The organism is Fictibacillus sp. NPDC058756, from assembly GCF_042746035.1.
Taxonomy (GTDB): domain Bacteria; phylum Bacillota; class Bacilli; order Bacillales; family Fictibacillaceae; genus Fictibacillus.
In genome coordinates this window covers 2,254,908-2,280,581 of sequence record NZ_JBHYPU010000001.1, presented here as the reverse complement: position 1 = coordinate 2,280,581, position 25,674 = coordinate 2,254,908, and the positions used below count along the sequence as shown (strand labels likewise).

The window sequence follows — 25,674 nt, the reverse complement described above, 5'->3', positions numbered from 1 at the left end:
TACTTTACCACCCTTTGGACAATATATCAACATTTAAAATGTAAAAAAGAAGCGTGAAAACGCTTCTTTTATTTAGGGAAATATTCATTCCATCTTTCAGTAACTTTTTGATCAATATCGGGACGAGTTTCAACAACATCCGGATAGAAAGGCTTCATTCTTGCATCAATGATTATCGTTCCTTCATATTTAATACGGTTCCGGTCAATCGTACTTTTAGCATAGACATCATATGCCGGATCAAAGCGCGTAAAAGTTGTCCATAAAAACTCAGCTTGAGTTGATGCGATGGAAGCATCATCTACTAAAAAGACGAGTGGCCAATCCTTAAAGGAGTCATGGCTATTAGACAAAAGTTGTTCAGCAAAATCTGGAGCTTCATCAAAGGATGGTCCGCTCACAGTTAAACAGCCTCCGCAGAAAACACCCACATCATTAATCCCTGATATAGTTCCTCCTTCATACGTTCTCTTTAATTCACGGACAGGTTCACCAAGACCAGTCATAATTGCTTTTGAGCCTGTATTAAACTTTCGTCCCGTATAATCCAAAGTATCCATGGAAGTATCATGAATAATCAGCAAATCGCGCTCAGGAAGGAATCTTTCGAGAACCCCTTCAGCTAATTCCGCGAAATTTTGCAGGTTAACAGGTTTGTTGGTTACCATCAAAAACTTGGTTAACGTAAGCTGGCCCTCTCCCATAATACGGAATGCATGAGCAAGACCTTCTTTATAATACGATTCACGAACAACTGCACCTGCTAATGCATGGAATCCAGTTTCGGCGTACGTCCATAAATCCCGTACACCATTCATAACTACCGGGAATAAAGGGCTCATTAAACGCTGCAGATATTCTCCGATAAAATAGTCTTCTTGTTTTGGCTTTCCTACTACTGTAGCAGGATAGATCGCATCTTTTCGTTTCCACATCTTATCAACGTTGAAAACAGGGAAGTCATGCGCCCATGAGTAATATCCATAATGATCTCCAAATGGTCCTTCAGGTTCACGAACATGAGGTGGAACCACACCGCCAAAAGCAAATTCTGCTTCGGCAATTAACGGATGAGGGTGGCCATCAACATGAGCAAGGCTTAATTTTTCTCCCATAAGCATAGATGAAAACATCAGTTCGGGAACTGCTTCTGGAAGTGGAGCTATCGCACTGATCATTAAGGAAGGAGGTCCTCCTAAGAATAATGTTACAGGCAGTGCTTGGTTTTTTTGTTCTGCTTCGTAATGATGGAAACCGCCGCCTTTATGTATTTGCCAGTGAATTCCGGTCTTATTTTCTTCTTTAATTTCAATCCGATACATCCCAAGGTTGTGTTCGTGTTTATCGGGATGTTCAGTATAAACGAGCGGCAAAGTAACAAAAGGATTGCTGTCAAGGTGCCACCCAGTAAGAGCCGGGAGATCCTTCATATTGACATTCGTCGTAAACGTTTCGAGGATAGGTGATTTATTCTTGCCGACTTTTTTTGTTCCTAGAGATAAAACGTCCTTGATCATACCTTTTTTCTTCCATAGAACAGAAGGGGAAGGAGGCATGAGTTCATCAATAGATGAGACAAGATCTTTAACTAATTGTTCAGGCTTTGGACCGAAAGCCATATCTACACGTTTTATCGTTCCAAATAAATTTGTCACTACAGGTATGTTTTTACCTTTAACGTTTGTAAAAAGAAGAGCAGGGCCTTCTTCTGCAATGACACGTCTGTGAATTTCAGGGATCTCTAAATATGGATCGACTTCGGCATGTATCTCAATAATTTCGTTTTCTTCTCTTAATTGACTAATAAAAGTTCTAAGGTTTCTATGCATTTGTACACCTCTATTATGTATGTTACCCTTGTATTATAAAGCAGTTCGGGGAAAAAATGTGAAAAAACAACCCAAAAGGTAAGGGTTGTTTCCATTTAATTTCTTCTTTTTACAGGATTCCAATTTTGTTGGAAAGACTTCGATTTATCCACGAAATGTGAAACTTTCTTACCGCCGAACAATTTTACCGCGATGAGTTGAGAAATCGTTCCCATTAATGCTGTAATACCAACCACACATAAAGCTAATAACGTTAAATCGGTAAAGAATGATATCAAAGAGGATGCCTCCTTTTTTTACAACTCGTTCACCACGTACTTCTTTCTCTATTGTATCCCATGATAACAAAGGAAGAAAGAGGGAAAACTATAATAAAAAAAATTAAGGAGCTGATGGGGAAACAATGAATTGGTATGAGAAGTTAAATCAATATTTTCCGATTGAAGAAATGAAATCAAAAGAACATATGGAACTTCTGCTCGATGAAAAGAGTAATATCTATCATAAAGATGAAGGAAAACATCACGTACTAATGTACGTTGAACTTCCAGACTTTGTTTTTATCGATTATTTATTCGTTTCAAAAGATGCCAGAGGACAAGGTTTGGGACATAAGCTTATCGATAAATTAAAATCTAAAGGCAAACCGATTATCTTAGAAGTTGAGCCGGTTGACTATGAAGACAGCGACACAGAAAAACGTCTTCGTTTCTATACACGAGAGGGCTTTGAACATGCATCAAGTATTGGGTATAGAAGACGTTCATTGGCAACTAATGAAGTAAATGAGATGGAGATCTTATACTGGTCACCTACAAAAGAATCTGAAGAAACTATTTATGAAAACATGAAAAAGACGTATAATGAAATACACACGTACAAAGATAGTGAATTGTACGGCAAGTCTTATCAGCCAGCAAGTGAAGTGCTCACCTTGGATACAGAACCAGCGGCTCCAAAACCCGAAATGGTTAAAAATGAGTCTTCCGATACGCCAAGGGAATCCGCTTCCGAATAATTATTACTATTTTCCTTGTTGAAGGAGGAGCAGGCGTTATGAAACAAAAAGATAAGAAGAAAAAAACAAAGCGCGAATTATGGAAAGAGATGCTGAAGAAAAACCTCAAGAACCTTAGACCAAGTATTCCGCGAAAAGGACCTGCATCACAAGTAAATAAAACAATAGCTTAAAAAGAGTGGCTAAGCCACTCTTTTATTTTTTTGCCGTTTTCATAAACTATGCAATTTGAAGGGTTGATATCCGCTCCAGGATGCTCGCTTTCCGCGGGCATGGGTTGAGCCTCCCTATCGCTTTGCGCTGGAGGGGTCTCATTCAAAGAAGTATTTGTGCTCCTGCGTCTGCAAGAAAATCATATCGAAGTTTGCTTTTTCGTCGCATGCCTTGCGAGAAGTAATTTCAGGTGGTTGGCACGCTGATCCCGCAGGACAAGGAAGGCTTCGGCAGCGTTACATCGCACGAAGAAAATTGATTTTTATTTTCGAGGAGTCTCGCACCTTGCGCTCCAATCAACTTATCAACGGGGGTCTTCAAAAAACAATTTAAAAACAAAAAAACTATTAGAAAAGAGCTTATTTTTTATGTTTTATGAAACTTATCTTCGGGTAATACGTCTATATATATGTATGAAAAAATGACGGATAAGTTGTGTAAGACAAGCTGTATATGTATTGCATTTGTATGACAAATTCGTAAAAATGTACAAAAGTCTGTATAACCTCTACCGAAAATGTAAAATGTGTAGTATACTATTAATGATGATTTAATAACTTTTTTAAAGTACCTAAATCAGAGAGAGGGGAAGGAGAGTTCCAATATGGTCACACTATTTACTTCGCCGAGCTGTACATCATGCCGAAAAGCTAAAGCATGGTTAAAAGAAAATGAGATTCCTTATCAAGAAAGAAATATTTTTTCGGAACCTTTATCAATAGAAGAAGTTAAGCAAATCTTGAGAATGACAGAGGACGGTACTGACGAGATTATTTCTACTCGTTCAAAAACGTTCCAGGAACTCAACATTAATCTTGAATCCATGCCATTGCAAGATCTATATCAATTGATTGCAGATCACCCTGGATTATTGAGAAGACCAATCATCCTGGATGAAAAGCGTCTGCAAGTTGGCTATAACGAAGATGAAATTCGCCGTTTCTTGCCAAGAAGAGTTCGGACTTTTCAGCTTATGGAAGCACAGCGTCTTGTAAATGAATAAAAGAAAAACTTCCGCTGCAATTGCGGGAGTTTTTTATATTTTATTGTTGAATTGTTAAATGGAGAGGGCTAGACTCCTCGAAAATGAAAATCATATTTTCTTCGTGCGATACAGTTTTTATAAAGATTATTGCTTTTAGAGGGATTCTTAAGAATTTCTGCATTGTATAGTTAATTGGAGCGTAAGGGCGAGACTCCTGCAGGATGAGTAAGACAGGTGAGACCATTCAATGACGCAAAGCGGCGAATGTGCTCACCGCACACCCTGCGGAAAGCGAGTCCTGGAGCGGAAATTAACTTCTTTCAAAAGCAACCAAAAAAACAGCCTGAAAAAATAATCCTGCCAGCATGTGCCGGCAGGATTCGTATTTTTACTTTGCTTTTCTTTTAATGGAGTTCGTCAATATACCTGCAAATAAGACACCGATGATTAAGAATAAATATAAACCATATTCAAGCATAGTGTTATCAGCAAATACTGTATGAAGCATTTTTTCTTCAATGATCATACCTGCAGCGGTAAAAGCGAGTACGCCTGAACCAATATAAATTAAAACAGGAAACCGTTCCATGAAGTGCAATATTATTTTACTTCCCCATATAATGATTGGTACAGATACTAATAATCCAATTACGACAAGAATAATATTTCCGTGTGCAGCTCCTGCTATCGCTAAAACATTATCCAGACCCATAGCAATATCTGCGAATACAATGGTTTTAACCGCATCAGATAAATTTTTCCCTGCTTTTACATCAAGCTCTTCATCTTCTTCCAGTATAAGCTTGTACGCTATGATTAGAAGTAAAATACCTCCTGCAAGGTATAAGAATGGAATATTTAATAAATAAACAGCTACAATGGTTAATACTACACGTACAACGATAGCCAGTCCTGTTCCTATGAAAATCGCTTTATTTCTCTGTTTCTCAGGTAAGTTTCTGCTTGCAAGGGCTATAACAATAGCGTTATCGCCGCCAAGTAGAATATCAATTGCGATAATTTGCAAAAGGGATATCAGAAAATCTGTTTCCAAAAGTAAAACCCCCGTATTTAATGAAATTTCAAGTGAGTTATGGTACAATATGTTAACCTTTAAGACCATTGAATTATAGTCCAGCTTGACCACTTGAGTCAAGCAGCAGCAGTTTTATTATCATTGATCTAGGCGCAAAAAAGGGCAGTAAATACGGGCCTTTTTTATTTCCAGTTTAGCTGTTTTGTCATAGAATAAGGTACAAGAGGTTTAATTGTGATTGATGTATTTTTAGTTGGGGAATAAAAGGTAATAAGTATTGCTTTTTTCTAGGGGTATTTATCCCTTCACGAACAAACCGGAGAGAAGGGAGAGAAGCAGAAATGGAAATTGAAAGAGTGAATGAGTTCACCATTAAATTTTTCATAACGTACAGAGATATTGAAGATCGCGGATTCGACCGTGAAGAAATATGGGCTGACCGCGAAAGAGGAGAAGAACTCTTCTGGGAGATGATGGACGAAGCACACCAGCAAGAACAGTTTCCATTAGAAGGTCCTCTTTGGATTCAAGTGCAGGCTCTGGATAAAGGTCTTGAAATTATTGTTACACGTGCACAAATGTCTAAGGATGGTAAAAAGATTGAACTTCCAATAGGTGATGATAAATTAGACTTACCTGTTGATCAAAATATCGAAAAACTGCTGGATCAGCAATTTCAAACAGAAGAAGAGTTCGATGAACTTGAAGAAACTGAAGAAGATTACTTGTCATTCTTAATTTCTTTTGGAGATTTTGAAGATGTTATTCTTCTCAGCCATACAATTGATTCTTCCTCATTTGAGAATTCGCTGTTTCACTTCGAAGGCAAGTATTATCTGTATGTGACATTCAACCCAGAAGCGCCTGACAGAGAACAAGATGATTTATTAGCTCAGTTGCTGGAGTACGGCAATGACTCAGATTTGTCAGTATACCGTATTCAGGAATATGGCAAAACAATTGTTGCTGAAGCTGCTTTGGATCATGTACAGAAATATTTTAAATTATAAGTTATAACCGATTTCAGTAACATTTGAAATCGGTTTTTATTTTTTTTTGCTTAAAGGGAATTCTGGATATCTATTGTAATAAAGAGTATTTTTTAGAAAAGCTCCAAATGTTTTTTATGCTCCTTTCCCACATTATTAATTTAGAAGTGAGGGGAGAGGTGACAGAAATGCTTGTTGCTCTATATGAAAATCAATTTGTTGATATGACTGGAGAAACATCAAAGGAACAGTGGTATTCAAAAATGAGAACAGGATTGCTTTTATGTCCCGTTTGCAAGAATAAAGTAATTCCTAAGTGCGGTTCAAAAAAAATATGGCATTTCGCACATCAGTCGCAAAGTGCTTGTACTGGTTTACATGAAGCAGAAACGAACTATCACTTAATGGGAAAAAAGAGTCTGTTTCACTGGCTTATGAAAAAAGAAGAAAACCTATACCTGGAACATTATTTGCGAGACATAGCTCAAAGGCCGGATATTTATCTTGGTAAGAAAAATCATGCAATCGAATATCAATGTGCAACATTGAATGTTGATATGTTTACTAGCAGAATTTATGGATATCAATCAATTGAAGTAGAATCTGACTGGATTTTTGGTATGAAAAGAATTAAGAAAAAGAGGGAGAATTTATATTCTCTGCAAATGACTGATCTTACCGCTGCCAAAAAAGACAAATCAGGAAAGCTATATTTAAATTATTTTTGTCCTTTACAGCAGCAGTTTCTCCTCCTAAGAAATATTCTTCCAATTTCACAAAGAAAAGTGATAGCTGAGGGATATACGTTTCCTGCAAAAAAACTGGAACTGAGCATGATGTTTGATGCATTAAATAGTAAATGTTATAAGCATCAAAATCTATTATGGAATAATCAGAAAAAGACATGGAGGATGACCGCTTATAAAAATGTTTCTCCTTCTATTATGTATGTAAAGAAAGTTATGTATTTTAATCACAGGTCAATCACTTTATTTTCTCCTTTAGCAGGAATGCTTTCTTATAACTATTACTTCATTGAAACTTCACCTTATATTTGGCAATCATATCTTTTGTTTATTATTGATAAATTATCTTCAACCTTTACTTTGCAGCAGCTTGAAAATGAGTGTAAGAAACTGATATCGAAACGGATATTTCAGGAAAGAAAACTTCCTTATCTAAAAGGTAGTTATCAATGTGCCATAAAAGGATATTTAAACTATCTGGAGTCTGAAAATATTATTGAGCAGATTAATGGCATCCATTATAAAAAGAAGAGATCAGTTCCGTATCCAAAAACGCTTGAAGAGGCGTTCGAACAAGACAAAATTTTCAGTAAAAAAGCCGTAATTTTTGACTTTGTATAAGCATTTTCTGGTAATATGTAGATATACATAAGGAGAATGTTATGCATTCTCTTAAATTATATGGAGGTGTTTGTATGTCTCAAACAAAAACAAAATCATTGCCTAAGCGTAATGAAGTTGCTGTTGAAGATACGTGGGATTTAGAAGCAATTTACACGTCGGATGACGTTTGGGAAAAAGAATTTGAGGAAACGAAGCAGATGCTTCCTGAACTTAAATCCTTTCAAGGAAAATTAGGTGAATCAGCTGAAACACTTTATACTTATCTGCAAAAACAAGATGAAGTAACGAAAAAACTTGGTAAGCTTTATACATATGCTCATATGAGATATGATCAGGACACTACTAACTCCTTCTATCAAGGATTGAACGATCGTGCTTCCAATCTTGCAACGCAAGTAAGCAGCACTGTTTCTTTTGCAGTACCTGAAATTTTATCTCTTTCTGAAGAAGCACTCAGTCAGTTCCTTCAAAGTTACGAGCCTCTTGCGCTTTATAAACATGCACTAGACGAGATCAACCGTCAGCGTCCCCATGTGCTTTCAAAGGAAGAAGAAGCACTTTTAGCTGATGTCAGAGAAGTAGCTAATACTTCAAGCAATACTTTTGGTATGCTTAACAACGCTGATTTGAAGTTTCCTGTTATTAAAGACGAGAATGGGGAAGATATTGAAGTTACCCATGGCCGTTACATCCGTTTTCTTGAAAGCTCTGACCGCCGTGTAAGGGAGGATGCGTTTAAAGCGGTTTATGGAACATATGATTCTTATAAGAATACATTTGCAAGCACACTTGCAGGTACTGTAAAACGCGATAATTTCTTTGCGAAAACTCGGCATTTTGATTCAGCTCGACAAGCAGCTCTAAATAACAATAATATTCCTGAAGCGGTATATGATAACTTAGTGAAAACCGTCAATGATAACCTTCACTTGCTTCACCGTTATGTCCGTCTTCGTAAAAAAGCTCTAGGTCTTGATGAGCTCCATATGTACGACTTGTATACGCCGCTTGTTAAAGATACAAAGATGGAAGTTAGCTTTAAGGAAGCACAGCAGCTGGTGTTGGACAGCTTGGATCCTATGGGTGAAGAGTATAAAACAATCGTTAAAGAAGGCTATGAAAAGCGCTGGATTGATGTACATGAGAATGCTGGAAAGCGAAGTGGAGCATATTCTTCTGGTGCCTATGGAACAATGCCATACATCCTGATGAACTGGCAAGACAATGTAAATAACTTGTTCACACTTACTCATGAAATCGGTCACTCTGTTCATAGCTACTATACACGTGAAAACCAGCCGTATCCTTATGCTGATTATTCAATCTTTGTTGCAGAAGTTGCATCGACATGTAATGAAGCTCTATTAAACCACTACATGCTGCAAAAAACTACAGATAAGAAAGAAAAGCTTTACCTTCTGAATCACCACTTAGAAGGATTTAGAGGTACTGTTTTCCGTCAGACGATGTTTGCTGAGTTCGAACAGGAAATCCATGTTCGTGCTGCAAAAGGTGAGCCTTTAACGCCAGAACTATTAACAAAGATCTATTACGATCTGAATGTTAAGTACTTTGGTGAAGATCTTGCAATTGATAAAGAAATTGGATTAGAATGGGCAAGAATTCCTCATTTCTATTACAACTTCTATGTTTATCAATATGCTACAGGATTCTCTGCAGCCGCTTCCTTATCCAAACAGATCCTTGAAGAAGGAAAACCTGCAGTAGAAAGATATCTGGAATTCTTGAAAGCCGGAAGCTCAGATTATCCGATCGAAGTATTGAAAAAAGCTGGTGTTGATATGACAACACCAGAACCAATTGAAGATGCTCTTAAAGTATTTGAGTCTATTTTAGACGAGATGGAAGAGCTGCTATTTGAGAAATAAAAAGGCTCTTTTCTAAAAGATTGTTGCTAATAATTCTTTTTTGTGAAGACACTTCGTTGACAAGTTGATTGGAGCGTAAGGTGCGAGACTCCTCGAAAATTAAAATCAATTTTCTTCGTGCGATGTAACGCTGCCGAAGCCTTCCTTGTCCTGCGGGATCAGCGTGCCGACTACCAGAGTATTCTTCTCGCAAGGCATGCGACGAGGAAGCTTGCTTCGGCAGGGTTTTCTTGTAGTCGCAGGAGCAGCACTTCATATATCTTTCGCCGGGGCTAACCGCACGCCCCGCGGAAAGCGAGCATCCTGGAGCGGAAATCAAACACTTCCACTAACAACAAAGTTTACGAAAACTGCCTAAAAAAATCCTGTCCGGAAAACCGGGCAGGATTTTCTAATGCTATAAAATTCTTTTTAATTTTGAACGGTAGTTGTAGCATAGCATCGTAATTAATATTGCGATGAACAGACTTGGAACCGCAACAATTTTTGGGGCCATATTTAATAGAGAGAGTACAAAATAATAGAAACTCCCTGCTAATGAGATTAGACTAACAATGATAAGTACTAAATACATTTCATCTCCCTCCTTAGTACATGTTTATTCTGTTTTGAGGAGGATATGCAAGCACGTCCTGAAAGAAAACGAAACAAAAAAACCGCTGATTTCTCAGCGGGATTGAATATATCTCCAGAACGTTCCGTATTTTACGGGGACTCGTTCAACTTTTTGCTGTAATACAAGTCTTTTTAATTGTTTTTCAGCTTCTTCACAGCTGATTTGATAAACAACAGAGACTTCTTTTGTAGCGACAAAAGCGTAATTAGCAAGAAATTCCTCTAAGGCAGGAAGTGGTGCTGGTTCAATCTTCACTTCAGACATTTCCCTTAGGATTTCAACATACACATCATAAGAATAGCAGCCGGAAATTTTAATTCCGTCATCATCTGTTTTATCATTAAAGACAATGAGAGTTGGGATTTGAGTTACATCCATCTCTTGTGAAAACTTTAAATCGCATTGCAGCGCTTTAATGGCAGCTTCTGAAGATAAATCATTTAAGAATTCTTCTTCATCCAGTCCAACAGATCGGGCAATCTCCAATAGAACTTCCTCGTTGCCGATGTTTTGTTTGTTTAAGAAAAGGTTCTCTCTTAGCTTTCTAAGAAACTTTATCCCTTGCTGTTTACCTTGAAGTTCAGCTGCTTTGATAGCCAAAGTAGCTTTATGCGGTGACAAAATCGGATTCTCCAGCCATACATCGCCATCACAGCTCATTCCTGAAATTGATGCTGTTTTTTCCCATTTTTCAGCAATTTGTTCAGCGGTTTTTAATCCTTTTCTTTTAGGGATATAGGTATTTAAAGACTCAAGACTTCCACTAACAAAATTGCGAAGTCTGAAATAGTGTCCATATTCAACTTGCAGTTTTTTTAGAACAGGTTCCAATGACCAGCATTCTGGACAAAGCGGATCGATGACAGAATAGATTTCCAATGGCTTTTGACATGCTTGACTTTTATTGTTCTCTTGATCGTCATAAAAGGAATTGGAATTATACAGTGTCAGCATTCTCGCCCCTTTCTGAATCTTCGTTCGTATTTACCATATGATAAGCTGTCATTTTTAGGCGGCTTAGTAAAAACTCTTGTAGTTCGGGTTCCAATTTTTGAATAGTCATTGCTCGCTCCATACAGTTTATCCAAGCTTTTGCATGAGTATTAGTTATAGGGAACGGCATGTGACGGGCTCTAAGCATAGGATGTCCGAATTCCTCTGTATATAAAGGCGGTCCGCCAAAGAACTGACTTAAAAAAAGGGTCTGTTTATAAGCAGTCTCGGTTAAATCATCTGGAAACAGAGGTGACAGCAAAGGATCTTTACTTACCAAACTATAAAAAGTAGTTACAAGTTTTTCGATTCCCTGTTTTTCTCCTAATAGGTAATATGGTGATTTCGTTTCATCAAACATGGTGCAAAAGCTCCTTGCGTTAATTTGTAAGTTTATTGTAGCAAGGTTCATGAATTGTAAGCAAACAATATGAACTCTTAGCAAAGTATTCTATCCGCTATTTACATTCCTTTAGCGCGTGTATTAATGTAATTTAGACAAAAAGAAAACCCTCCCAAAAGGAGGATTAAATCATCGTCTTATATGTATTCATGACCTTTTTAACATAGGCAATGGTTTCCTTAAATGGAGGGATGCCATTATATTTATCAACGTTTCCGGGTCCTGCGTTATAAGCAGCAAGTGCGAGTTGTTCGTTGCCATTATACTTTTCGAGCATCATTTTCAAATACTTAGTCCCTGCCTCAACATTTTGAACGGGGTCAAAAGAATTGGTGACTCCAAGACTTTTAGCAGTGGCAGGCATTAACTGCATGAGTCCTTGTGCACCTGCATGGCTTTGCGCTGTACTTTTGAAATTAGACTCATGCTTAATGACAGAGCGGATTAAATTTGCGTTCACACCATATTTCTCGGCTGTACGTTCAATCAAATCGTCAAGACTCTTTGAAGGTATGTTCATCTTGCCCGAGGCTTGGAAAATAGGATCCACTGTAATACTATTCGAGAGGTCAGGAGCAAAAGGTAATTGCACAGAAAGGGGACTGCTCATTGACTCAAACTGATTCATGCTCAATGTTGAATTTGAGTTTATCCCCGCTTTCGCGTAAGCTTCATTCAGCAATGCAGCAAAGGGGCTGGACCCTGAACCACTGTTATCAGATGAACCTGGATTTATATTGAGTTGCTGCAGAGCTTGGATTTCCATAAGTGCTTTAAAAGATTGGATATTCAAGATGTTTCCTCCTAATAGGAATTCGATAAGAAACTCGTTGTAGTATTTAATTCCTGCAACGGTTATATTTTTGCTGCTTTTTCTGCAAAGAACCGATGGATCTTACTTTTTGTTTCACGTACTGGAATGTTTTTTGATTCTAACAACTTCAGAAAATATTGCTGTCCCTTCTTACAATCGGCAGATTCGTATTCTAATTCATAGTCGATTTTACCTAAATAATGATTTTCATCTAGGACGAGTAAACCCTCTCGGTAAGGGAGTTCGACCCTGTTCGTTGTTAATTCTCCTAAAAATTTTATTTCAGACGTATCAATTTTCAGTTTGCGGATTTCTTCTGTCACTTCACCTTCCGGCAGCGGCACTCCACTAAGCACTTTGGGAAAAATACCATTATCAATTGTTTGATGGGTTTCAAGTATGTGTTTGTCAAACTGCTGTTTTAAAGTAAGAGTGTATGTATTCTTTTTATAACGAATTCTTAATGCGCTTTTATGATTCTTTAATTGAAAATCCTCTGTATCAAAATAATAGTTTGTCTGTTCATTAAAATCGGATTTTTGGACCTCGAATGCACTAATGAGCTGAAAAAATTCTTCATATGTTAATAAGTTTTTAAACTCGATCTCTATTTCTTGTGACACAGCCGTATTCCCCCTATTGCAAAATTAAGTTAAACACATTATCTCATAGCAAAACCCGCTTCTCAATTTCTTAATAAATTCCTATTTTGTGTTACACTAATAGTGAAGAAACAGGAGGTTTTTAAGATGATGCCACTACGATTGAATATGCAGTCAACTGCATGGGAAGAAAACAAACTTTACTTAAATGTATCAGATGAAGTGAGCCAGCAGCTTTCCGAGTGGAAAGACAGTGAGAGAATGCTTGTTGATTCTGATGGTTTAGCATTTATTTATGTACTCGAAAACAATGAAGGCTTTATCCATATCGCGATAGGCAGCAGCCATTGGGCCGATGCAAAAAAAGCATTGTTAGAAAGAGCTGCTGTTGTCATTCGAAACGAAATAGGAGAAGAGCTTGAACTAACTGCTTTCTCTAGTGAAATGGATTATTTGACTGAGAATATTCAAGGTAACGCAAACTATGGTCAACAAATGGAAGAAGAAGTGATTAAGATTTTTGGTACAGAGGAAAAAGCTCAATGAGTATGGACTGGGAAGCTCTATTAATTCCGTATAAGCAAGCTGTTGATGAACTTAAAATTAAGTTTCGGGGGATCCGCGAACAATTTGAAAGATCAAACCAGCATTGTCCTATAGAATTTGTAACAGGAAGAGTGAAGCCAGTTAAATCGATTGTTAATAAAGCGTACCAAAAAAATATTCCAGATAACAGTTTGGAGAAGGAAATACAGGATTTAGCCGGTTTAAGAATCATGTGTCAATTTACTGATGATATTGCGACCGTAATAAATCTGCTCAGGCAGCGCAACGATTTTAAGATTGTTGAAGAAAGAGATTATATTACACATAAAAAGCCAAGCGGCTATAGGTCTTACCATCTAGTTATCGAGTATCCTGTACAAGTTTTAGACGGTGAGAAAAAGATACTAGTGGAAGTTCAAGTAAGAACCCTCGCAATGAATTTTTGGGCGACAATTGAACACTCGATGAATTATAAGTATCATGGACAAATTCCGGAAGACATCCGTCAGCGCCTGCAAAGAGCGGCAGAAGCGGCAAACCGGCTGGATGAGGAGATGTCTCAGATCAAAGGTGAAATCCAAGAAGCACAGCTTGTGTTTTTGGAACGCAACGATAAATCTAGTGAAACCAATCTAGGATCATAAAGGATGGAGAGAGAATGAAATTTGCCATCATTTCAAAAGGCGATAGCAAATCGAATATCTTAACGGAAAAAATCCGTTCGTATTTGGAAGAATTCGAATTAGTTTATGAAGAAAAAGAACCCGAAATCGTGATTACTGTTGGCGGTGACGGAACATTGCTTCATGCTTTCCATCATTATGTACACCGCATTGATCAGACAGCCTTTGTTGGTGTTCATACAGGTCATCTTGGATTTTTTGCAGACTGGCTCCCTGAAGAGGTGGAGAAACTCGTTATACATATTGCTAAGACACCTTTTCAAATTGTGGAATATCCTCTATTGGAAGTAACCGTTCGGTACATTGATGGAATTGACGAGAAAAGATATTTGGCAGTCAACGAATGTACAGTCAAAAGTGTAGAAGGTTCACTTGTTATGGATGTAGAGATCAAGGGTGAAAAGTTCGAAACATTCCGCGGGGACGGCTTATGTATCTCTACACCTTCAGGGAGTACTGCTTACAATAAGGCTCTTGGCGGTGCGATTATCCATCCTTCTCTTGCATCAATCCAGCTATCAGAGATGGCATCTATCAACAACCGTGTATTCCGTACAATTGGTTCGCCGCTTGTACTGCCACAGCACCATACATGTATTTTAAAGCCGGTAAACGATGTGGATTTTCATATTACGATAGACCATTTGTTCTTAGTGCAGAAAAAAGTCAAGTCGATTCAATATAGAGTTGCTGAAGAAAAAATAAGATTTGCCCGATTCCGACCGTTTCCATTTTGGAAGAGGGTCAAAGAATCGTTTGTCAGTGAATAACATGAAAAACTTCTTTGAAATTTCATGGGTTGTAACTGAAGCTGAAGGACCTGTCTTATTGAGAGAGTTTTTGAAAAACAAACAAATATCTAAAGCAGCGCTGACCGATATTAAGTTTCACGGCGGCGCTCTTTTTGTGAATGAAAAAGAAGTGACGGTAAGGACCTTTCTATCAAAAGGGGATGTCGTAAAAGTTCACTTTCCACCCGAGAAACAAAGTGAATCTATGGAAGCAGAGAATATTACATTCGACATCGTATATGAAGATGAGCATTTTCTGGCAGTAAATAAAATGCCAGGAATGCCTACTATACCTTCCCTTTATCAGCCGAAAGGTTCGCTTGCAGCAGGAGTTTTGTTCTTTTATCAGCAAAATGGTATTCCGGGTACTTTTCATGCTGTTAACAGGCTGGACAAAGATACATCAGGCATCGTGATTGTTGCTAAACACCGGTTTGCTCATTCGTTGATGTCCAAGCAGCAAAGAGAGAAGACCATTCAACGTGAGTATATTGCGATCGTTCACGGAGAATTGGAGCAAGATCTTGGGACGATAACCAGTCCGATCGGAAGAAATCCAGACAGTATTATTGAACGAATGGTAAGAGAAGATGGGCAGCCTTCCATCACTCACTTTGAAAAATTAAATTATATTTCTGATTATCATATTTCAGTTGTCAGACTTAAACTTGAAACAGGAAGAACACATCAAATCAGAGTGCATATGGCCTCAATTGGTCATCCTTTAATTGGAGACGACCTGTATGGGGGAAGTCGGGACATAATTAAACGCCAGGCCCTTCATAGCGAGACTGCAAGATTTATTCATCCATTCAGCGATAAAGAGGTTATAATCAAAGTGGATTTGCCAGATGATATGAAGAAGTTATTAAAATAAATTTAACTTTTTGCTGATGTGAATTTATATACATTAATTCGAAACTGTACGCTGCCGCCGTATCAAAATTTCTATGATGCTGAAACGAAAAGGTTAGTGTTCGAAATTTATGAACAAGATTTTATCATGCTGGGTTTTGATCCAGATCAGTTAATATAAACAAAAGGAGTGCAGTTCATTAAAAACTAACACTCCTTTTGTATTAATCATCAAATGAACGGAATTTCTCAGGGACAAAGGGCATCGTGGAAGATACACTAACTGATTCCATCTCAGGGTACCTTAGTGCACTTAACTTACCGCCAAATACACATCCGGTATCAATATTCCATGTGTTTTTTATATGTCGGACACTTTCTACAGGGGTATGGCCATAAACGATAGTTAAATCACCATGGTGTTCCTTCGCCCAATCTCTCCTCACAGGTGTTCCATCTGGATTGGTTTCCCCCGTTATGTCCCCATACAATACAAATGTTTTTACCTTTTTGCTTGTCTGTCCTACATAATCGGCACGGATGCCTGCATGAGCCACTACCAATTTACCTTTATCAAGCTCTAAATAAAGAGGGGCATTTTCATACAGGGTGCAAAAGCGGTCACTAACAGCTTTGCGTTTAGCAGCATCGAGCTCTTCCAGTTCTGCAACAGTAGTTTCTAAGCCATGCTTTACCTGAACATTTCTTCCTAATAAATATCGGTATAGTTTATTGCAATGATTGCCTGGTGTGTAAAGTGCTAAATTTTGATTAACTAGTTCAAAGACATGTTCCATTACTTTTATGGATTCAGGACCTCTGTCAGTAAGATCTCCCAGGAAGACGAGTTTTCTGCTTTCTTTGTGTTTAGGCAATCCGTCAGCCCAATCATAGCCTAATACTTCGGTCAAACCTTTGTATTCATTAAAGCAGCCATGGATGTCGCCGATGATGTCATACTTCATATTTTCACCTCATTTTATCTTAGGATACTTCAATGACATAAGAAAAACACCTGAAAAATCAGGTGTTATTCAAACATATATTTGGTTGTTCTCGACCTTACGTTTAACACGAGTCCAAAGGCGATCATGTAAGCAAGTATCGAACTGCCTCCATAACTGATAAACGGAAGCGGAATACCGGTGATCGGCATTACTTGTATGTTCATACCGATGTTTTGGAACACTTGGAATGTAAGCATTCCGATTACTCCAGCACATAAATAGCTGCCGAAAGCTTCGTTGCTCTCAAGTGCAGTGTTAATCATTCTGTATACCATCAGGAAGAATAATGAAATCACGATACTCGTCCCTAAAAATCCAAATTCCTCACCAATAATCGAGAAAATAAAGTCAGTCTGGGCTTCAGGAAGATAAACGGAACCTTCCGTAAAACCTTTACCGAAAAGCATACCGCTGCCAATGGCCAGCAACGCGTTACGAGTATGATATCCAGCATCTTTATGTTCATAAGGTTCCAGCCAAGCATAGAAACGATTCAGCTGATATTGATCAAGGATATGATCCACGAAAAACTGCGGAAAGGTAAAATATATCCAGACTAGGATTGATATGAACAGAATAAAGGAAAGAATTAGGAATAGAATAATTCTCCATCTCACACCCGAAACGAGTAATAGACTGCCAGTGATCGCCATAAAGACGAGACTTGTGCCAAGATCGGGCTGCATGAGAACCAAAAGGGTAGGGAAGCCGGCAATTAAGGCTATTTTCCCAAGCAATAAGAGGTCTTCATGCATGGTACGGATAATATACTTTTCATTATGTGTAGCTATTGTATTTGCAATAGCAATAACAAGTGAAACTTTTACTAGTTCTGACGGCTGCAAGGCAAAAGGACCAAACCTGTACCAACTCTGTGCACCGTTAATGTTAGGAACAATGCTTTCTGGAGCTGCAAGTATGCCGAGAAGCAGTAATATTCCTAGTCCGTACAAATACCAAGAAAGCTTTCTAAACTGATCGAAATCTAATACCATTACTCCTACAACAGCTATACCGCCAATGAAGTACCAAACTAGCTGTTTGATAACAAAGTTGCTTCCATACTGATCCATCATTTGAGCACTGTAGATGGCAATACAACTTGTAATGACCATGAGGAACAAAATGAACAAAAGATTGTAATCAAGCTGCTGCCATGGAGATTTATGGTTATTATGCATGTTGAATCGACTCCTTAAAGTAAAACAATAACATGTATTATCTTACCTAAAAACACAAGCTTTGCATATCATTTTGAGCACAATCGTTTGACTTTTCTTTTTGGGGTTTAATATAGTAAACCAATAATATCATGGAAATTACGGAGGTCCTATGGAAGAACATGCTTCTTTTACTTCATTAGTATTAGTTATTCTTACCGCATTTTTTATACCGATATTGTTAACCAAATTCCGATTACGCGTTATTCCTGTTGTTGTAGCAGAAATCATTGCGGGGATTATTCTTGGGAAAAGCGGCTTTGATATTGTTCATCCTGACGCGTGGCTAGAGATTCTATCAGTCCTTGGCTTTATCTTTTTAATGTTTTTAAGCGGTCTTGAGATTGATTTTAGTATCTTTTCTGGCGGCAATAACCAAAAGAAAAATAAAGGAGAAAGAAAAGAACCAAACCGTATTTTTGTTTCATCGGTAATCTTTTTGTTTATTCTTATCCTTTCATACGGATTATCCCTATTGTTTGTCTGGGGAGGGTTTACGGAAAGTGCGTTCTTTATGACTCTTGTTATATCTACAATATCATTAGGTGTTGTGGTACCAACATTAAAAGAAGAAAAGTTATCTAAAACTACAATCGGACAGATCATCTTATTAGTCGCTGTAATTGCTGATCTTGTTACAATGATCCTTCTGGCTCTTTTTGTTTCCATGCAATCAGGAGATCCAGGCAGAATGTGGCTTCTGCTCATTTTATTTGCAGCAGGAATAATCTTATACTTTGTTGGTAAACAGATGAGGCATCGATCTTTTCTTGAGACAATGTCTAAAGGAACCATTCAGCTTGATACAAGAGCAGTATTTACGCTGATCATCGTATTAGTCGGCTTATCTGAAACCGTTGGGGCTGAAAATATCCTTGGTGCCTTTCTTGCCGGGGTACTTGTTTCGCTGCTGTCACCCAATAAGCATCTTGTACACAAGCTTGATTCATTTGGTTATGGATTCTTAATTCCTATCTTTTTTGTAATGGTAGGTGTAGAGCTTGATATCCGATCCATTTTTTCAGATACTAAAGCACTGGCATTAATACCTTTGCTGCTCGTTGCATTATTAATTTCAAAGTTCCTTCCAATTCTGTACCTGAGAAAATGGTATGACTGGAAAACGGTAACTGCAGCTGGTTTCCTATTAACTTCCACGCTGTCACTCGTAATCGCAGCAGCAAAAATTGGAGAACGAATTGAGATTATAGATGCGAGGACATCTTCCGCACTAATCTTAACAGCAGTGATTAGTGCAATCATCACACCGATTTTCTTTAAAAAGTTTTTCCCGCGGAAAGAAGAGGGAGAAACAGCCAAAGAACAGCTCGTTATTGTCGGGGCTAATCAATTTACCTTGACTTTAACAACTGAGCTGGATACTACAAGATTCGAGCAAAGAATCTACCACACAAAGCAAGAAGAAAAAGACCAAAAGCAATTAGAAAGCTTCAATATAAAAGAACTTGAAGATTATGAAGGAAACACACTAAAGGAAGCAAATGTATTTAACACAGACGTTTTCATTTGTGCAACTGGTCAGGATGAAACGAACGAAAAACTTGCTCTCCTAGCAAAAGAAGAAGGAGTAAAAAGAATTATTGCTCGAATAGAAGATCCTTCAAAACGTGATGTACTTAAAGATGAGGGGATAGAAGTTTACTCCGTCTATTTCTCTTCTCAGGTTTTATTAAAAGCCTTAATTGAAAATCCTGCTGTTGTTGATATTCTTACTACTCAAGACAACAGCCTGAATGAAATCATCGTAAGAAATAGTTCGTATCACCGCACGGCGTTAAGAAATTTCCCATTCCTGGGTGACAGTATTATCGTTCGGATCTATAGAGGAAAAGAGTCCATTAATCCTCACGGTGACACAGAAATTTTGCTGGGAGATAAGATGGTTGTTACAGGAAGCAAACAACAAGTTCATCAGATGAGAGAGATTCTTTCATAATAAAAGTGCTGGCCTATGCCGGCGCTTTTTTATTTTTGGAAAAATGGAGCATGCTAGTAATAAAACAATAGAAAGGTGAAATTAATATGATTCCAACTGTTTATTGCCCAAATTGTGAGGCGCAGCATAACCTTAACGATGAGATCCTTATCGCCCAATCGAACCAGAATGTCATTTACCGCTGTCATGCATGCGGATTTGAAGTGAAAAATATTGAGACAAGCAAAGGTTAACTAGTGAATTCTCTCTTTTTATCTGTTATACTAATTAGGACTTGGTACTAATAACAAATACTAATTATTAATTTTAATGAAACATAGACCATGGGGAGGAGTTTTTTTTATGTATCAACTATCATTGCAGAATAAAACGTTTGTTGTTATGGGTGTTGCAAACAAAAGAAGCATTGCCTGGGGAATCGCTCAATCTCTATCAAAAGCAGGAGCACGTCTCGTTTTTACATATGCAGGTGAAAGACTTGAAAAGAACGTACGTGATCTTGCTGAATCGTTGGAAAGAAACGATTCTATCGTTTTGCCTTGTGATATTACAAATGATGAAGAGATCAAAAAGACGTTTGCTCAATTAAAAGAAGAAGTTGGAGTAATCCATGGTTTAGCACACTGTATTGCATTCGCGAATACTGAAGAACTGAAAGGTGAATACCTAAACACAACTCGTGAAGGGTTCCTTTTGGCCCATAACATCTCTTCTTATTCATTGACTGCTGTCGTAAAAGAAGCGCGTCCATTGATGACAGAGGGCGGTAGCATTGTAACGCTGACTTACCTTGGCGGAGAAAGAGTCGTATCTAACTATAATGTAATGGGTGTTGCTAAAGCTTCCTTGGATGCAAGTGTGAAATACCTTGCTAGTGATGTTGGAAAAGACGGCATCCGTGTTAACGCAATTTCAGCTGGTCCAATCAGAACGTTAGCTGCAAAGGGAATCGGCGACTTCAACTCTGTATTAAAAGAGATCGAAGAAAGATCACCGCTTAGAAAAGCGAACACACAAGAAGAAGTGGGAGATGCTGCTTTATTCTTGATGAGTGATTTAGCAAGAGGAATAACAGGTGAAATTCTTCATGTAGATAGCGGATATAACATTATCGCTCGTTAAACGAAAAGACCGTTGATTGGTTAAATCCAACAACGGTCTTTTTTATTTTAAATAAAACCCCATAATTTATCCTCTTCTAATCCAGATCTACTTTTACAGTTCTTAAAAATTACGTCCTCCAATACATTAGAAAAGTAAGAATCGTAATAAAAGAGGAGGCTTTTTGTGTTTGTTTCTGTGGTGATGGCTGTTTATAATGGGGAAAAATATCTGAAAGAAGCTATTGATAGCATCATTTTTCAATCATACGATCAATATGAACTTATTATTGTAAATGATGCTTCCAGTGACCAAACTAAAGCTATCTTAGATAATATTGAAAACAAAAAAATAAAAATTATTCATTTAAATAGTAATATGGGGGCAGCTTATGCTCTGAATTTAGCTATTGAACATGCAAGTGGAGATTGGATTGCAGTACATGATGCAGATGATGTCAGCTTTCTCAACAGAATCGAAGAACAAGTTAATTTTATTAAAAAACATCCAGAGTTTGTTGGAGTTGGATCGTTTATAGAATGTATTTCTGGACCACAAAATTTTAAGCATCCTGTAAATGATTTCCGTAAATTTGAAAATGACAGAAATCTGCATTTGAATTGTGAACAAATGAGAGCAGCTTTGTATTTTGGGTGCCCTTTGACACATGGAACAATGATGTATTCAAAAAAAGCATTTTTTAACGCAGGAAGGTATAACACTTCTTTAAGGATTGCATATGATTATGATTTATGGACTCGATTAATTACAGTCGGTCCAATAGTTAATGTTCCTAAAATCTTATATAAATACCGTCGCTATTATGAATCACTATCTAATACGAATTTAAATCAAACGAATAGTGAACTGTTTTATTCTTATTTAAAATTTATCCGAAATACTTGTTTTTTTGAAAAATCAAATAATCCGTCTGTAGTGGTTTTTGGTAAACAAGAAGATTTTAACCACTTTGATTTAGCAGCAAATGCTTTAAACGTGGTGAACATCTTCAATAAAGGTGACCGAAATTCAATCAACTACACACTATCATTATTTGATAATGGAAAGATTGATGGTGTCATAATACTTGATAATGTGAGGAGAAAGAAAAAAATTGTAAGCCGTCTTCAAAAAAATGGATTGGAATTAAATAAACACTATTTTGAATTTTATCTTGCAAATTAATTATTATTAATGGATGTTTAGTCCCGGTTATGAAACTAGTTAACTTCAAAAGTTAAGGAGGGATTACTTTGAAATTAATAAATAATAATAGTATTAATCGTTTTCTAGTTGTTGCAGTAATAGGGGATCATGCTTCACATTATGAATGGATAAAACCATCAGAATACAAAAATTTCGATTTATGTATCATTTATAATGGGGATTATACAGGGGGTTTAAAAGACGATTGTAATTTCTATTTTGAAAAAAAAGGTGCAAAATGGCCTGCAATAAAGGAAATTATAAAAGAATTAGGTGAACAGATAAATAAGTATGATGCTATTTGGTTCCCTGATGAAGAAATTCTAACAAATGCTTATACGATAAACCGAATGTTTGAGATTTTTAACAATCAAAATTTTGAAATAGCCCAACCAGCATTAACGAATGATTCATATTATTCACATCATACTACTTTACAACATTCTTTTTATTTGTGGAGATACAGTTCATTTGTAGAAATTACAGCCCCAATATTTTCTCAAAATGCATTAAAATTATGCTGGAATACATTTGACCTCAATCAATCTGGTTGGGGATTAGATTTGTTATGGCCTAAAATAATTAATAATCCGTATAAAAGAATTGGGATTATTGATGAAACCCCTGTTACTTATATAAGAAAAGGACCATCTTTGTATAATAGGTCATTTTATAAAGACCTTGAAGTTATAGAGAAACAATTCGATGTATCAGCTGCTACTTATTCTCAGACTCACTATGATGGTATGTTAATGGAGAGAAATGTTTTTGTTATAGTCCTTGCTCATAAAGATGAAAAAGTACTAGAAGAACAAATAAAAAATATTCGGCATTTTATTCCTGAAGCAGGAATTATTCTTTATAATGGTGGGAATAATCCAGATTTTGCAAAAAGTTTAAAAATACCAATTTATCCATATAGCCGCCCTGTACAATGGTCTCGTTCAGCTCGAGTTTATTGGGATGTTATGAGATGGTTAGAGGATATGGATGTTAATTATAAATATTTAGTAAATTTTGATCATGATATGTTATTTATAAAACATGGATTTGAGGAATTTCTTGACGAATCTATGAAAGATTTTGATTGTATGGGTTGGCAATTATTTAAGGGAACAGAAATAGAAAAATATCCCGCACCTGTAGTCCCGCAATCTCTATGGAATGAATGGGAAATATGGCAACCAATTTTTCAAACCAATGACTTTCTTCGATATTTTAATCCGGGGCAAGTTTATCGGCGGGGGATTATTCAACAAATGTTAAGGTATCTTCAAACAATAGATGATGAGAAATTGAGCAATCTATTTGATAAAACTCATGTTCATACACTAGATGAAATGTTTTATGTGACACTAGTAATGGCTTGTGGTGGAAAGTATAGAGAGTACCCGGATGGACATCAATATAATGAGGCAGTGCGTTGGGGAGAAAATATTACTTTAAAAGAGCTGAGAATAGTACAAAATAATCCTTCGTATTACTGGATTCATCCCATTAAAGATAAAAAATTAGTAAAAATGAATAAATGGTTACTTTTTTCAGCAGGATCAACAGAGAAAAGTACATCTGAACAAATAGAAGTTGTTAATACAGGAAAAGAAATAAGGAAGGAACGAAAAAAGAGAAGAAAGAGAGAAAAAGAGAAAAAACGTTCAATAAAGAGATCCAGGGAATGTAATTGCCATGACTATCAAAATTTAATGATAGGAAACAATGAAGTATTAGATTTGATAAAATTAGCAGCCCAAAAAAAAGAGGCATTTTCTTTAACCAGATTTTCACATGCGGAAATTTCATATTTAAATTGGGAAATCAATCCTCTCTTAATTAAAAATTATGAAGAATATAGAGCTTATAGCGGGATTACAGGATCTACAGAGGCAGTGGCCGAAAAATTATTAAATTCTATGAATAGTACTGATATTGTTGGATTTGTTCCAATAAATTGTAAGGACAATGGTGAATGGTGGTATACGAATACAAAAAAATTTTTACATCATATCAACAGAATACCAGAAAAAATTTGTTCAGTATGGGTTTCCCAAGAGATTATATATAATAATGAATTCTGGGATTTTTTGAAGCAAAATAGAGTAGCATTAATCGGGAGACGAGCTGAAGAAGCAGTACCTAACTTTACAAAAAAAGGTGTACAATTAACTGTAGTAAAAAGTCTCGAAGGAATTGATGAGATTGATTCCGTACATGAATATATGAAGTATAATAAGAATTGGGATATAGCACTAATTTCTGCTGCAATTCCTGCTACGATTCTAACTCCTTTATTGGCAAAAGATTCGGGGCGTGTTGTTATTGATTTTGGTCATGCAATGGATATGGTTATCGAAGAAGATCGCTATAACTTTTATAAATATTTAAAAGAATGGAATAGTAAAAAACATTAATAGTTTCAAAACATCACGTTATAAGATTGGTTAAAAAAGTTAGCTAGATATTCCGTTATTAAAAAACTACATGTTTCGAATGAGATACTTCAAATAGGGTTTGTTAAGGGAAAGTTGAAATTAAAAAGAGAAAGCGCAGCTTTCTCTTTTTAAATCATTATTCTAAATACATTTTTTATTTTATCTTGATTCTGTATGCCTCAATGGTTTTAAGCAAACCTTTCTTAAGGTTTATTTTTGGCTTCCAACCTAATATTTGTTTGGCTTTATTAGTATTTGGACATCTTTGTTTTGGGTCATCCTTTGGAAGGGGGTGAAAAGTAATTAAACTCGAAGAATTAGTAAGCTTTTGTATAAGCTTAGCTAGATTTATGACTGAAATCTCTTCTGAATTACCAATATTAATAATTTCGCCATTTGCTTTATCATTTTCCATCATTAAAATTAATGCTTCTATCGTATCATCCACATAACAAAATGAGCGAGTTTGAGTGCCGTCCCCATATACTGTAATATTTTCTCCTTTCAAAGCTTGTATGATAAAGTTTGAAATGACCCTTCCATCATCGTTGCGTAATCCCGCGGAATACGTATTAAATATCCGAGCTACTTTGACTTCAATATTAAATAGCTGATAGTACAAATAACAGAATACTTCTCCAAGTCTTTTTCCTTCATCATAGCAAGCTCTTGGACCCCATGTATTTACACAACCTCTGTACTCTTCATGCTGCGGATGTATCTCAGGGTCTCCGTATACTTCACTTGTGCTAAGGTAAACAAGCTTTGCTCTATTTCTTTTTGCAATATCCAACATGTTTTTTGTTCCAATTGTATTAACTGCTATAGTATCGAAAGGAGATTTTTGATAAAAGGTAGGGGAAGCTGGGGAAGCCAGATGATAAATCTCATCAATATCTTTTAATTCTTCTAGATCCATTACTATTTCCATCGATACATCTATATCTATAAACGTGAAATCTGGATTTGATGAAAAAGATAATAAATTTTGTTCTTTTCCAGTTGAGAAATTATCTAATCCAATAACTTTATTTTTTTGAGCCAAAAGTTCTTTTGCAAGGTGAGATCCTAAAAATCCGGCAACACCGGTGATCACGATTTTTTTCAAGCTTTAATCCCTCC

General features: G+C 36.7%; 26 protein-coding genes. 15 read left to right on the top strand and 11 right to left on the bottom strand.

The features are described 5' to 3' along the window. Positions 1-68: 68 nt before the first annotated feature. Positions 69-1,829 (bottom strand): UbiD family decarboxylase, encoded by a 1,761-nt coding sequence (locus ACFW35_RS11475; RefSeq protein ID WP_379845826.1) that lies wholly within the window; start codon positions 1,827-1,829, stop codon positions 69-71. A 95-nt stretch (positions 1,830-1,924) separates the two neighbouring features. Further along, on the bottom strand, positions 1,925-2,107 hold the full coding sequence (locus tag ACFW35_RS11470) for a hypothetical protein (protein ID WP_379845824.1): 183 nt from the start codon (positions 2,105-2,107) through the stop codon (positions 1,925-1,927). A 125-nt stretch (positions 2,108-2,232) separates the two neighbouring features. Between ACFW35_RS11470 and ACFW35_RS11465 the strand changes: the two genes are divergently transcribed. The 3 genes from ACFW35_RS11465 to spxA all read left to right on the top strand — a co-directional run bounded on the left by ACFW35_RS11465 (position 2,233) and on the right by spxA (position 4,063). Then, entirely contained in the window at positions 2,233-2,847 is a 615-nt protein-coding gene (locus tag ACFW35_RS11465; protein ID WP_379845822.1) for a GNAT family N-acetyltransferase, read from the top strand. Between the two features lie 38 nt (positions 2,848-2,885). Next, complete coding sequence (locus tag ACFW35_RS11460) at positions 2,886-3,020, top strand: hypothetical protein (RefSeq protein WP_276531343.1); 135 nt, start codon at positions 2,886-2,888, stop codon at positions 3,018-3,020. Positions 3,021-3,664: 644 nt separating this feature from the next. Next, entirely contained in the window at positions 3,665-4,063 is a 399-nt protein-coding gene (gene spxA, locus ACFW35_RS11455; RefSeq protein WP_066288819.1) for a transcriptional regulator SpxA, read from the top strand. A 370-nt stretch (positions 4,064-4,433) separates the two neighbouring features. Here the strand turns inward: spxA and ACFW35_RS11450 are convergent, their stop codons facing one another. Beyond that, positions 4,434-5,099 carry a TerC family protein gene (locus tag ACFW35_RS11450; protein ID WP_379845821.1) on the bottom strand — a complete coding sequence of 222 codons (666 nt, stop codon included), beginning with the start codon at positions 5,097-5,099 and terminating at the stop codon, positions 4,434-4,436. Between the two features lie 323 nt (positions 5,100-5,422). Between ACFW35_RS11450 and mecA the strand changes: the two genes are divergently transcribed. From mecA to pepF, 3 genes are all read left to right on the top strand, one after another. After that, entirely contained in the window at positions 5,423-6,091 is a 669-nt protein-coding gene (gene mecA, locus ACFW35_RS11445; RefSeq protein WP_379845819.1) for an adaptor protein MecA, read from the top strand. Positions 6,092-6,258: 167 nt separating this feature from the next. Continuing rightward, positions 6,259-7,437, top strand: coding sequence for a competence protein CoiA (locus ACFW35_RS11440; protein WP_379847470.1), 1,179 nt, complete (start codon positions 6,259-6,261; stop codon positions 7,435-7,437). 74 nt (positions 7,438-7,511) lie between these two features. Further along, positions 7,512-9,329, top strand: coding sequence for an oligoendopeptidase F (gene pepF, locus ACFW35_RS11435; protein ID WP_379845818.1), 1,818 nt, complete (start codon positions 7,512-7,514; stop codon positions 9,327-9,329). Between the two features lie 397 nt (positions 9,330-9,726). Here pepF and ACFW35_RS11430 read toward each other — a convergent pair whose 3' ends face one another. From ACFW35_RS11430 to ACFW35_RS11410, 5 genes are all read right to left on the bottom strand, one after another. Further along, entirely contained in the window at positions 9,727-9,903 is a 177-nt protein-coding gene (locus ACFW35_RS11430) for a hypothetical protein (RefSeq protein WP_379845816.1), read from the bottom strand. A gap of 93 nt (positions 9,904-9,996) precedes the next feature. Further along, positions 9,997-10,899, bottom strand: coding sequence for a ClpXP adapter SpxH family protein (locus ACFW35_RS11425; RefSeq protein WP_379845815.1), 903 nt, complete (start codon positions 10,897-10,899; stop codon positions 9,997-9,999). Continuing rightward, a complete protein-coding gene (locus ACFW35_RS11420) occupies positions 10,883-11,299 on the bottom strand; it encodes a globin (protein ID WP_379845813.1) in 417 nt (138 codons plus the stop codon). The genes ACFW35_RS11425 and ACFW35_RS11420 overlap by 17 nt, the downstream gene beginning before the upstream one ends. Before the next feature lie 166 nt (positions 11,300-11,465). Beyond that, positions 11,466-12,134, bottom strand: a complete 669-nt coding sequence (locus tag ACFW35_RS11415) for a lytic transglycosylase domain-containing protein (RefSeq protein ID WP_379845812.1) — start codon at positions 12,132-12,134, stop codon at positions 11,466-11,468. Positions 12,135-12,196: 62 nt separating this feature from the next. Next, entirely contained in the window at positions 12,197-12,778 is a 582-nt protein-coding gene (locus tag ACFW35_RS11410) for a CYTH domain-containing protein (protein ID WP_379845810.1), read from the bottom strand. Between the two features lie 126 nt (positions 12,779-12,904). On the opposite strand from ACFW35_RS11410, the gene ACFW35_RS11405 reads away from it, so the two are divergent. The 4 genes from ACFW35_RS11405 to ACFW35_RS11390 are packed head-to-tail and all read left to right on the top strand — an operon-like array spanning position 12,905 to position 15,654. Then, positions 12,905-13,303 (top strand): hypothetical protein, encoded by a 399-nt coding sequence (locus ACFW35_RS11405; RefSeq protein WP_379845808.1) that lies wholly within the window; start codon positions 12,905-12,907, stop codon positions 13,301-13,303. Between the two features lie 2 nt (positions 13,304-13,305). Continuing rightward, positions 13,306-13,947, top strand: coding sequence for a GTP pyrophosphokinase (locus ACFW35_RS11400; protein ID WP_379847468.1), 642 nt, complete (start codon positions 13,306-13,308; stop codon positions 13,945-13,947). Between the two features lie 14 nt (positions 13,948-13,961). Then, complete coding sequence (locus tag ACFW35_RS11395; protein ID WP_066288848.1) at positions 13,962-14,756, top strand: NAD kinase; 795 nt, start codon at positions 13,962-13,964, stop codon at positions 14,754-14,756. A gap of 1 nt (position 14,757) precedes the next feature. Next, positions 14,758-15,654 (top strand): RluA family pseudouridine synthase, encoded by an 897-nt coding sequence (locus ACFW35_RS11390; RefSeq protein ID WP_379847467.1) that lies wholly within the window; start codon positions 14,758-14,760, stop codon positions 15,652-15,654. A 202-nt stretch (positions 15,655-15,856) separates the two neighbouring features. Here the strand turns inward: ACFW35_RS11390 and prpE are convergent, their stop codons facing one another. Both prpE and ACFW35_RS11380 read right to left on the bottom strand, forming a co-directional pair. Continuing rightward, a complete protein-coding gene (gene prpE / locus ACFW35_RS11385; protein ID WP_379845806.1) occupies positions 15,857-16,597 on the bottom strand; it encodes a bis(5'-nucleosyl)-tetraphosphatase PrpE in 741 nt (246 codons plus the stop codon). A 65-nt stretch (positions 16,598-16,662) separates the two neighbouring features. Beyond that, positions 16,663-17,820: an FtsW/RodA/SpoVE family cell cycle protein gene (locus ACFW35_RS11380; RefSeq protein WP_066288855.1), complete on the bottom strand. Its 1,158-nt coding sequence runs from the start codon at positions 17,818-17,820 to the stop codon at positions 16,663-16,665. Between the two features lie 151 nt (positions 17,821-17,971). Here ACFW35_RS11380 and ACFW35_RS11375 point away from each other — a divergent pair, with 151 nt between their 5' ends. The 5 genes from ACFW35_RS11375 (at position 17,972) to ACFW35_RS11355 (ending at position 24,531) form a co-directional block, all read left to right on the top strand. Continuing rightward, positions 17,972-19,816 carry a monovalent cation:proton antiporter family protein gene (locus tag ACFW35_RS11375; protein WP_379845805.1) on the top strand — a complete coding sequence of 615 codons (1,845 nt, stop codon included), beginning with the start codon at positions 17,972-17,974 and terminating at the stop codon, positions 19,814-19,816. Positions 19,817-19,902: 86 nt separating this feature from the next. Continuing rightward, positions 19,903-20,049: a hypothetical protein gene (locus tag ACFW35_RS11370; protein WP_379837204.1), complete on the top strand. Its 147-nt coding sequence runs from the start codon at positions 19,903-19,905 to the stop codon at positions 20,047-20,049. A 109-nt stretch (positions 20,050-20,158) separates the two neighbouring features. Then, positions 20,159-20,938: an enoyl-ACP reductase FabI gene (gene fabI, locus ACFW35_RS11365; protein WP_379845803.1), complete on the top strand. Its 780-nt coding sequence runs from the start codon at positions 20,159-20,161 to the stop codon at positions 20,936-20,938. A 165-nt stretch (positions 20,939-21,103) separates the two neighbouring features. After that, the gene (locus ACFW35_RS11360) at positions 21,104-22,102 is read left to right on the top strand and encodes a glycosyltransferase (RefSeq protein WP_379845802.1); all 999 of its coding nucleotides are present in this window, start codon (positions 21,104-21,106) and stop codon (positions 22,100-22,102) included. 68 nt (positions 22,103-22,170) lie between these two features. After that, positions 22,171-24,531, top strand: coding sequence for a DUF707 domain-containing protein (locus tag ACFW35_RS11355; RefSeq protein ID WP_379845800.1), 2,361 nt, complete (start codon positions 22,171-22,173; stop codon positions 24,529-24,531). A gap of 175 nt (positions 24,532-24,706) precedes the next feature. Here the strand turns inward: ACFW35_RS11355 and ACFW35_RS11350 are convergent, their stop codons facing one another. After that, the gene (locus ACFW35_RS11350; RefSeq protein WP_379845798.1) at positions 24,707-25,660 is read right to left on the bottom strand and encodes a UDP-glucuronic acid decarboxylase family protein; all 954 of its coding nucleotides are present in this window, start codon (positions 25,658-25,660) and stop codon (positions 24,707-24,709) included. Positions 25,661-25,674: the final 14 nt, after the last annotated feature.

Excerpts from the sequence above, each read along its gene's own strand:
- ACFW35_RS11475 (WP_379845826.1), bottom strand. The coding sequence starts at position 1,829 with ATGCATAGAAACCTTAGAACTTTTATTAGTCAATTAAGAGAAGAAAAC.
- ACFW35_RS11465 (WP_379845822.1), top strand. The coding sequence starts at position 2,233 with ATGAATTGGTATGAGAAGTTAAATCAATATTTTCCGATTGAAGAAATG.
- ACFW35_RS11460 (WP_276531343.1), top strand. The coding sequence starts at position 2,886 with ATGAAACAAAAAGATAAGAAGAAAAAAACAAAGCGCGAATTATGGAAA.
- spxA (WP_066288819.1), top strand. The coding sequence starts at position 3,665 with ATGGTCACACTATTTACTTCGCCGAGCTGTACATCATGCCGAAAAGCT.
- mecA (WP_379845819.1), top strand. The coding sequence starts at position 5,423 with ATGGAAATTGAAAGAGTGAATGAGTTCACCATTAAATTTTTCATAACG.
- ACFW35_RS11440 (WP_379847470.1), top strand. The coding sequence starts at position 6,259 with ATGCTTGTTGCTCTATATGAAAATCAATTTGTTGATATGACTGGAGAA.
- pepF (WP_379845818.1), top strand. The coding sequence starts at position 7,512 with ATGTCTCAAACAAAAACAAAATCATTGCCTAAGCGTAATGAAGTTGCT.
- ACFW35_RS11430 (WP_379845816.1), bottom strand. The coding sequence starts at position 9,903 with ATGTATTTAGTACTTATCATTGTTAGTCTAATCTCATTAGCAGGGAGT.
- ACFW35_RS11425 (WP_379845815.1), bottom strand. The coding sequence starts at position 10,899 with ATGCTGACACTGTATAATTCCAATTCCTTTTATGACGATCAAGAGAAC.
- ACFW35_RS11420 (WP_379845813.1), bottom strand. The coding sequence starts at position 11,299 with ATGTTTGATGAAACGAAATCACCATATTACCTATTAGGAGAAAAACAG.
- ACFW35_RS11405 (WP_379845808.1), top strand. The coding sequence starts at position 12,905 with ATGATGCCACTACGATTGAATATGCAGTCAACTGCATGGGAAGAAAAC.
- ACFW35_RS11400 (WP_379847468.1), top strand. The coding sequence starts at position 13,306 with ATGGACTGGGAAGCTCTATTAATTCCGTATAAGCAAGCTGTTGATGAA.
- ACFW35_RS11395 (WP_066288848.1), top strand. The coding sequence starts at position 13,962 with ATGAAATTTGCCATCATTTCAAAAGGCGATAGCAAATCGAATATCTTA.
- ACFW35_RS11390 (WP_379847467.1), top strand. The coding sequence starts at position 14,758 with ATGAAAAACTTCTTTGAAATTTCATGGGTTGTAACTGAAGCTGAAGGA.
- prpE (WP_379845806.1), bottom strand. The coding sequence starts at position 16,597 with ATGAAGTATGACATCATCGGCGACATCCATGGCTGCTTTAATGAATAC.
- ACFW35_RS11380 (WP_066288855.1), bottom strand. The coding sequence starts at position 17,820 with ATGCATAATAACCATAAATCTCCATGGCAGCAGCTTGATTACAATCTT.
- ACFW35_RS11375 (WP_379845805.1), top strand. The coding sequence starts at position 17,972 with ATGGAAGAACATGCTTCTTTTACTTCATTAGTATTAGTTATTCTTACC.
- ACFW35_RS11370 (WP_379837204.1), top strand. The coding sequence starts at position 19,903 with ATGATTCCAACTGTTTATTGCCCAAATTGTGAGGCGCAGCATAACCTT.
- fabI (WP_379845803.1), top strand. The coding sequence starts at position 20,159 with ATGTATCAACTATCATTGCAGAATAAAACGTTTGTTGTTATGGGTGTT.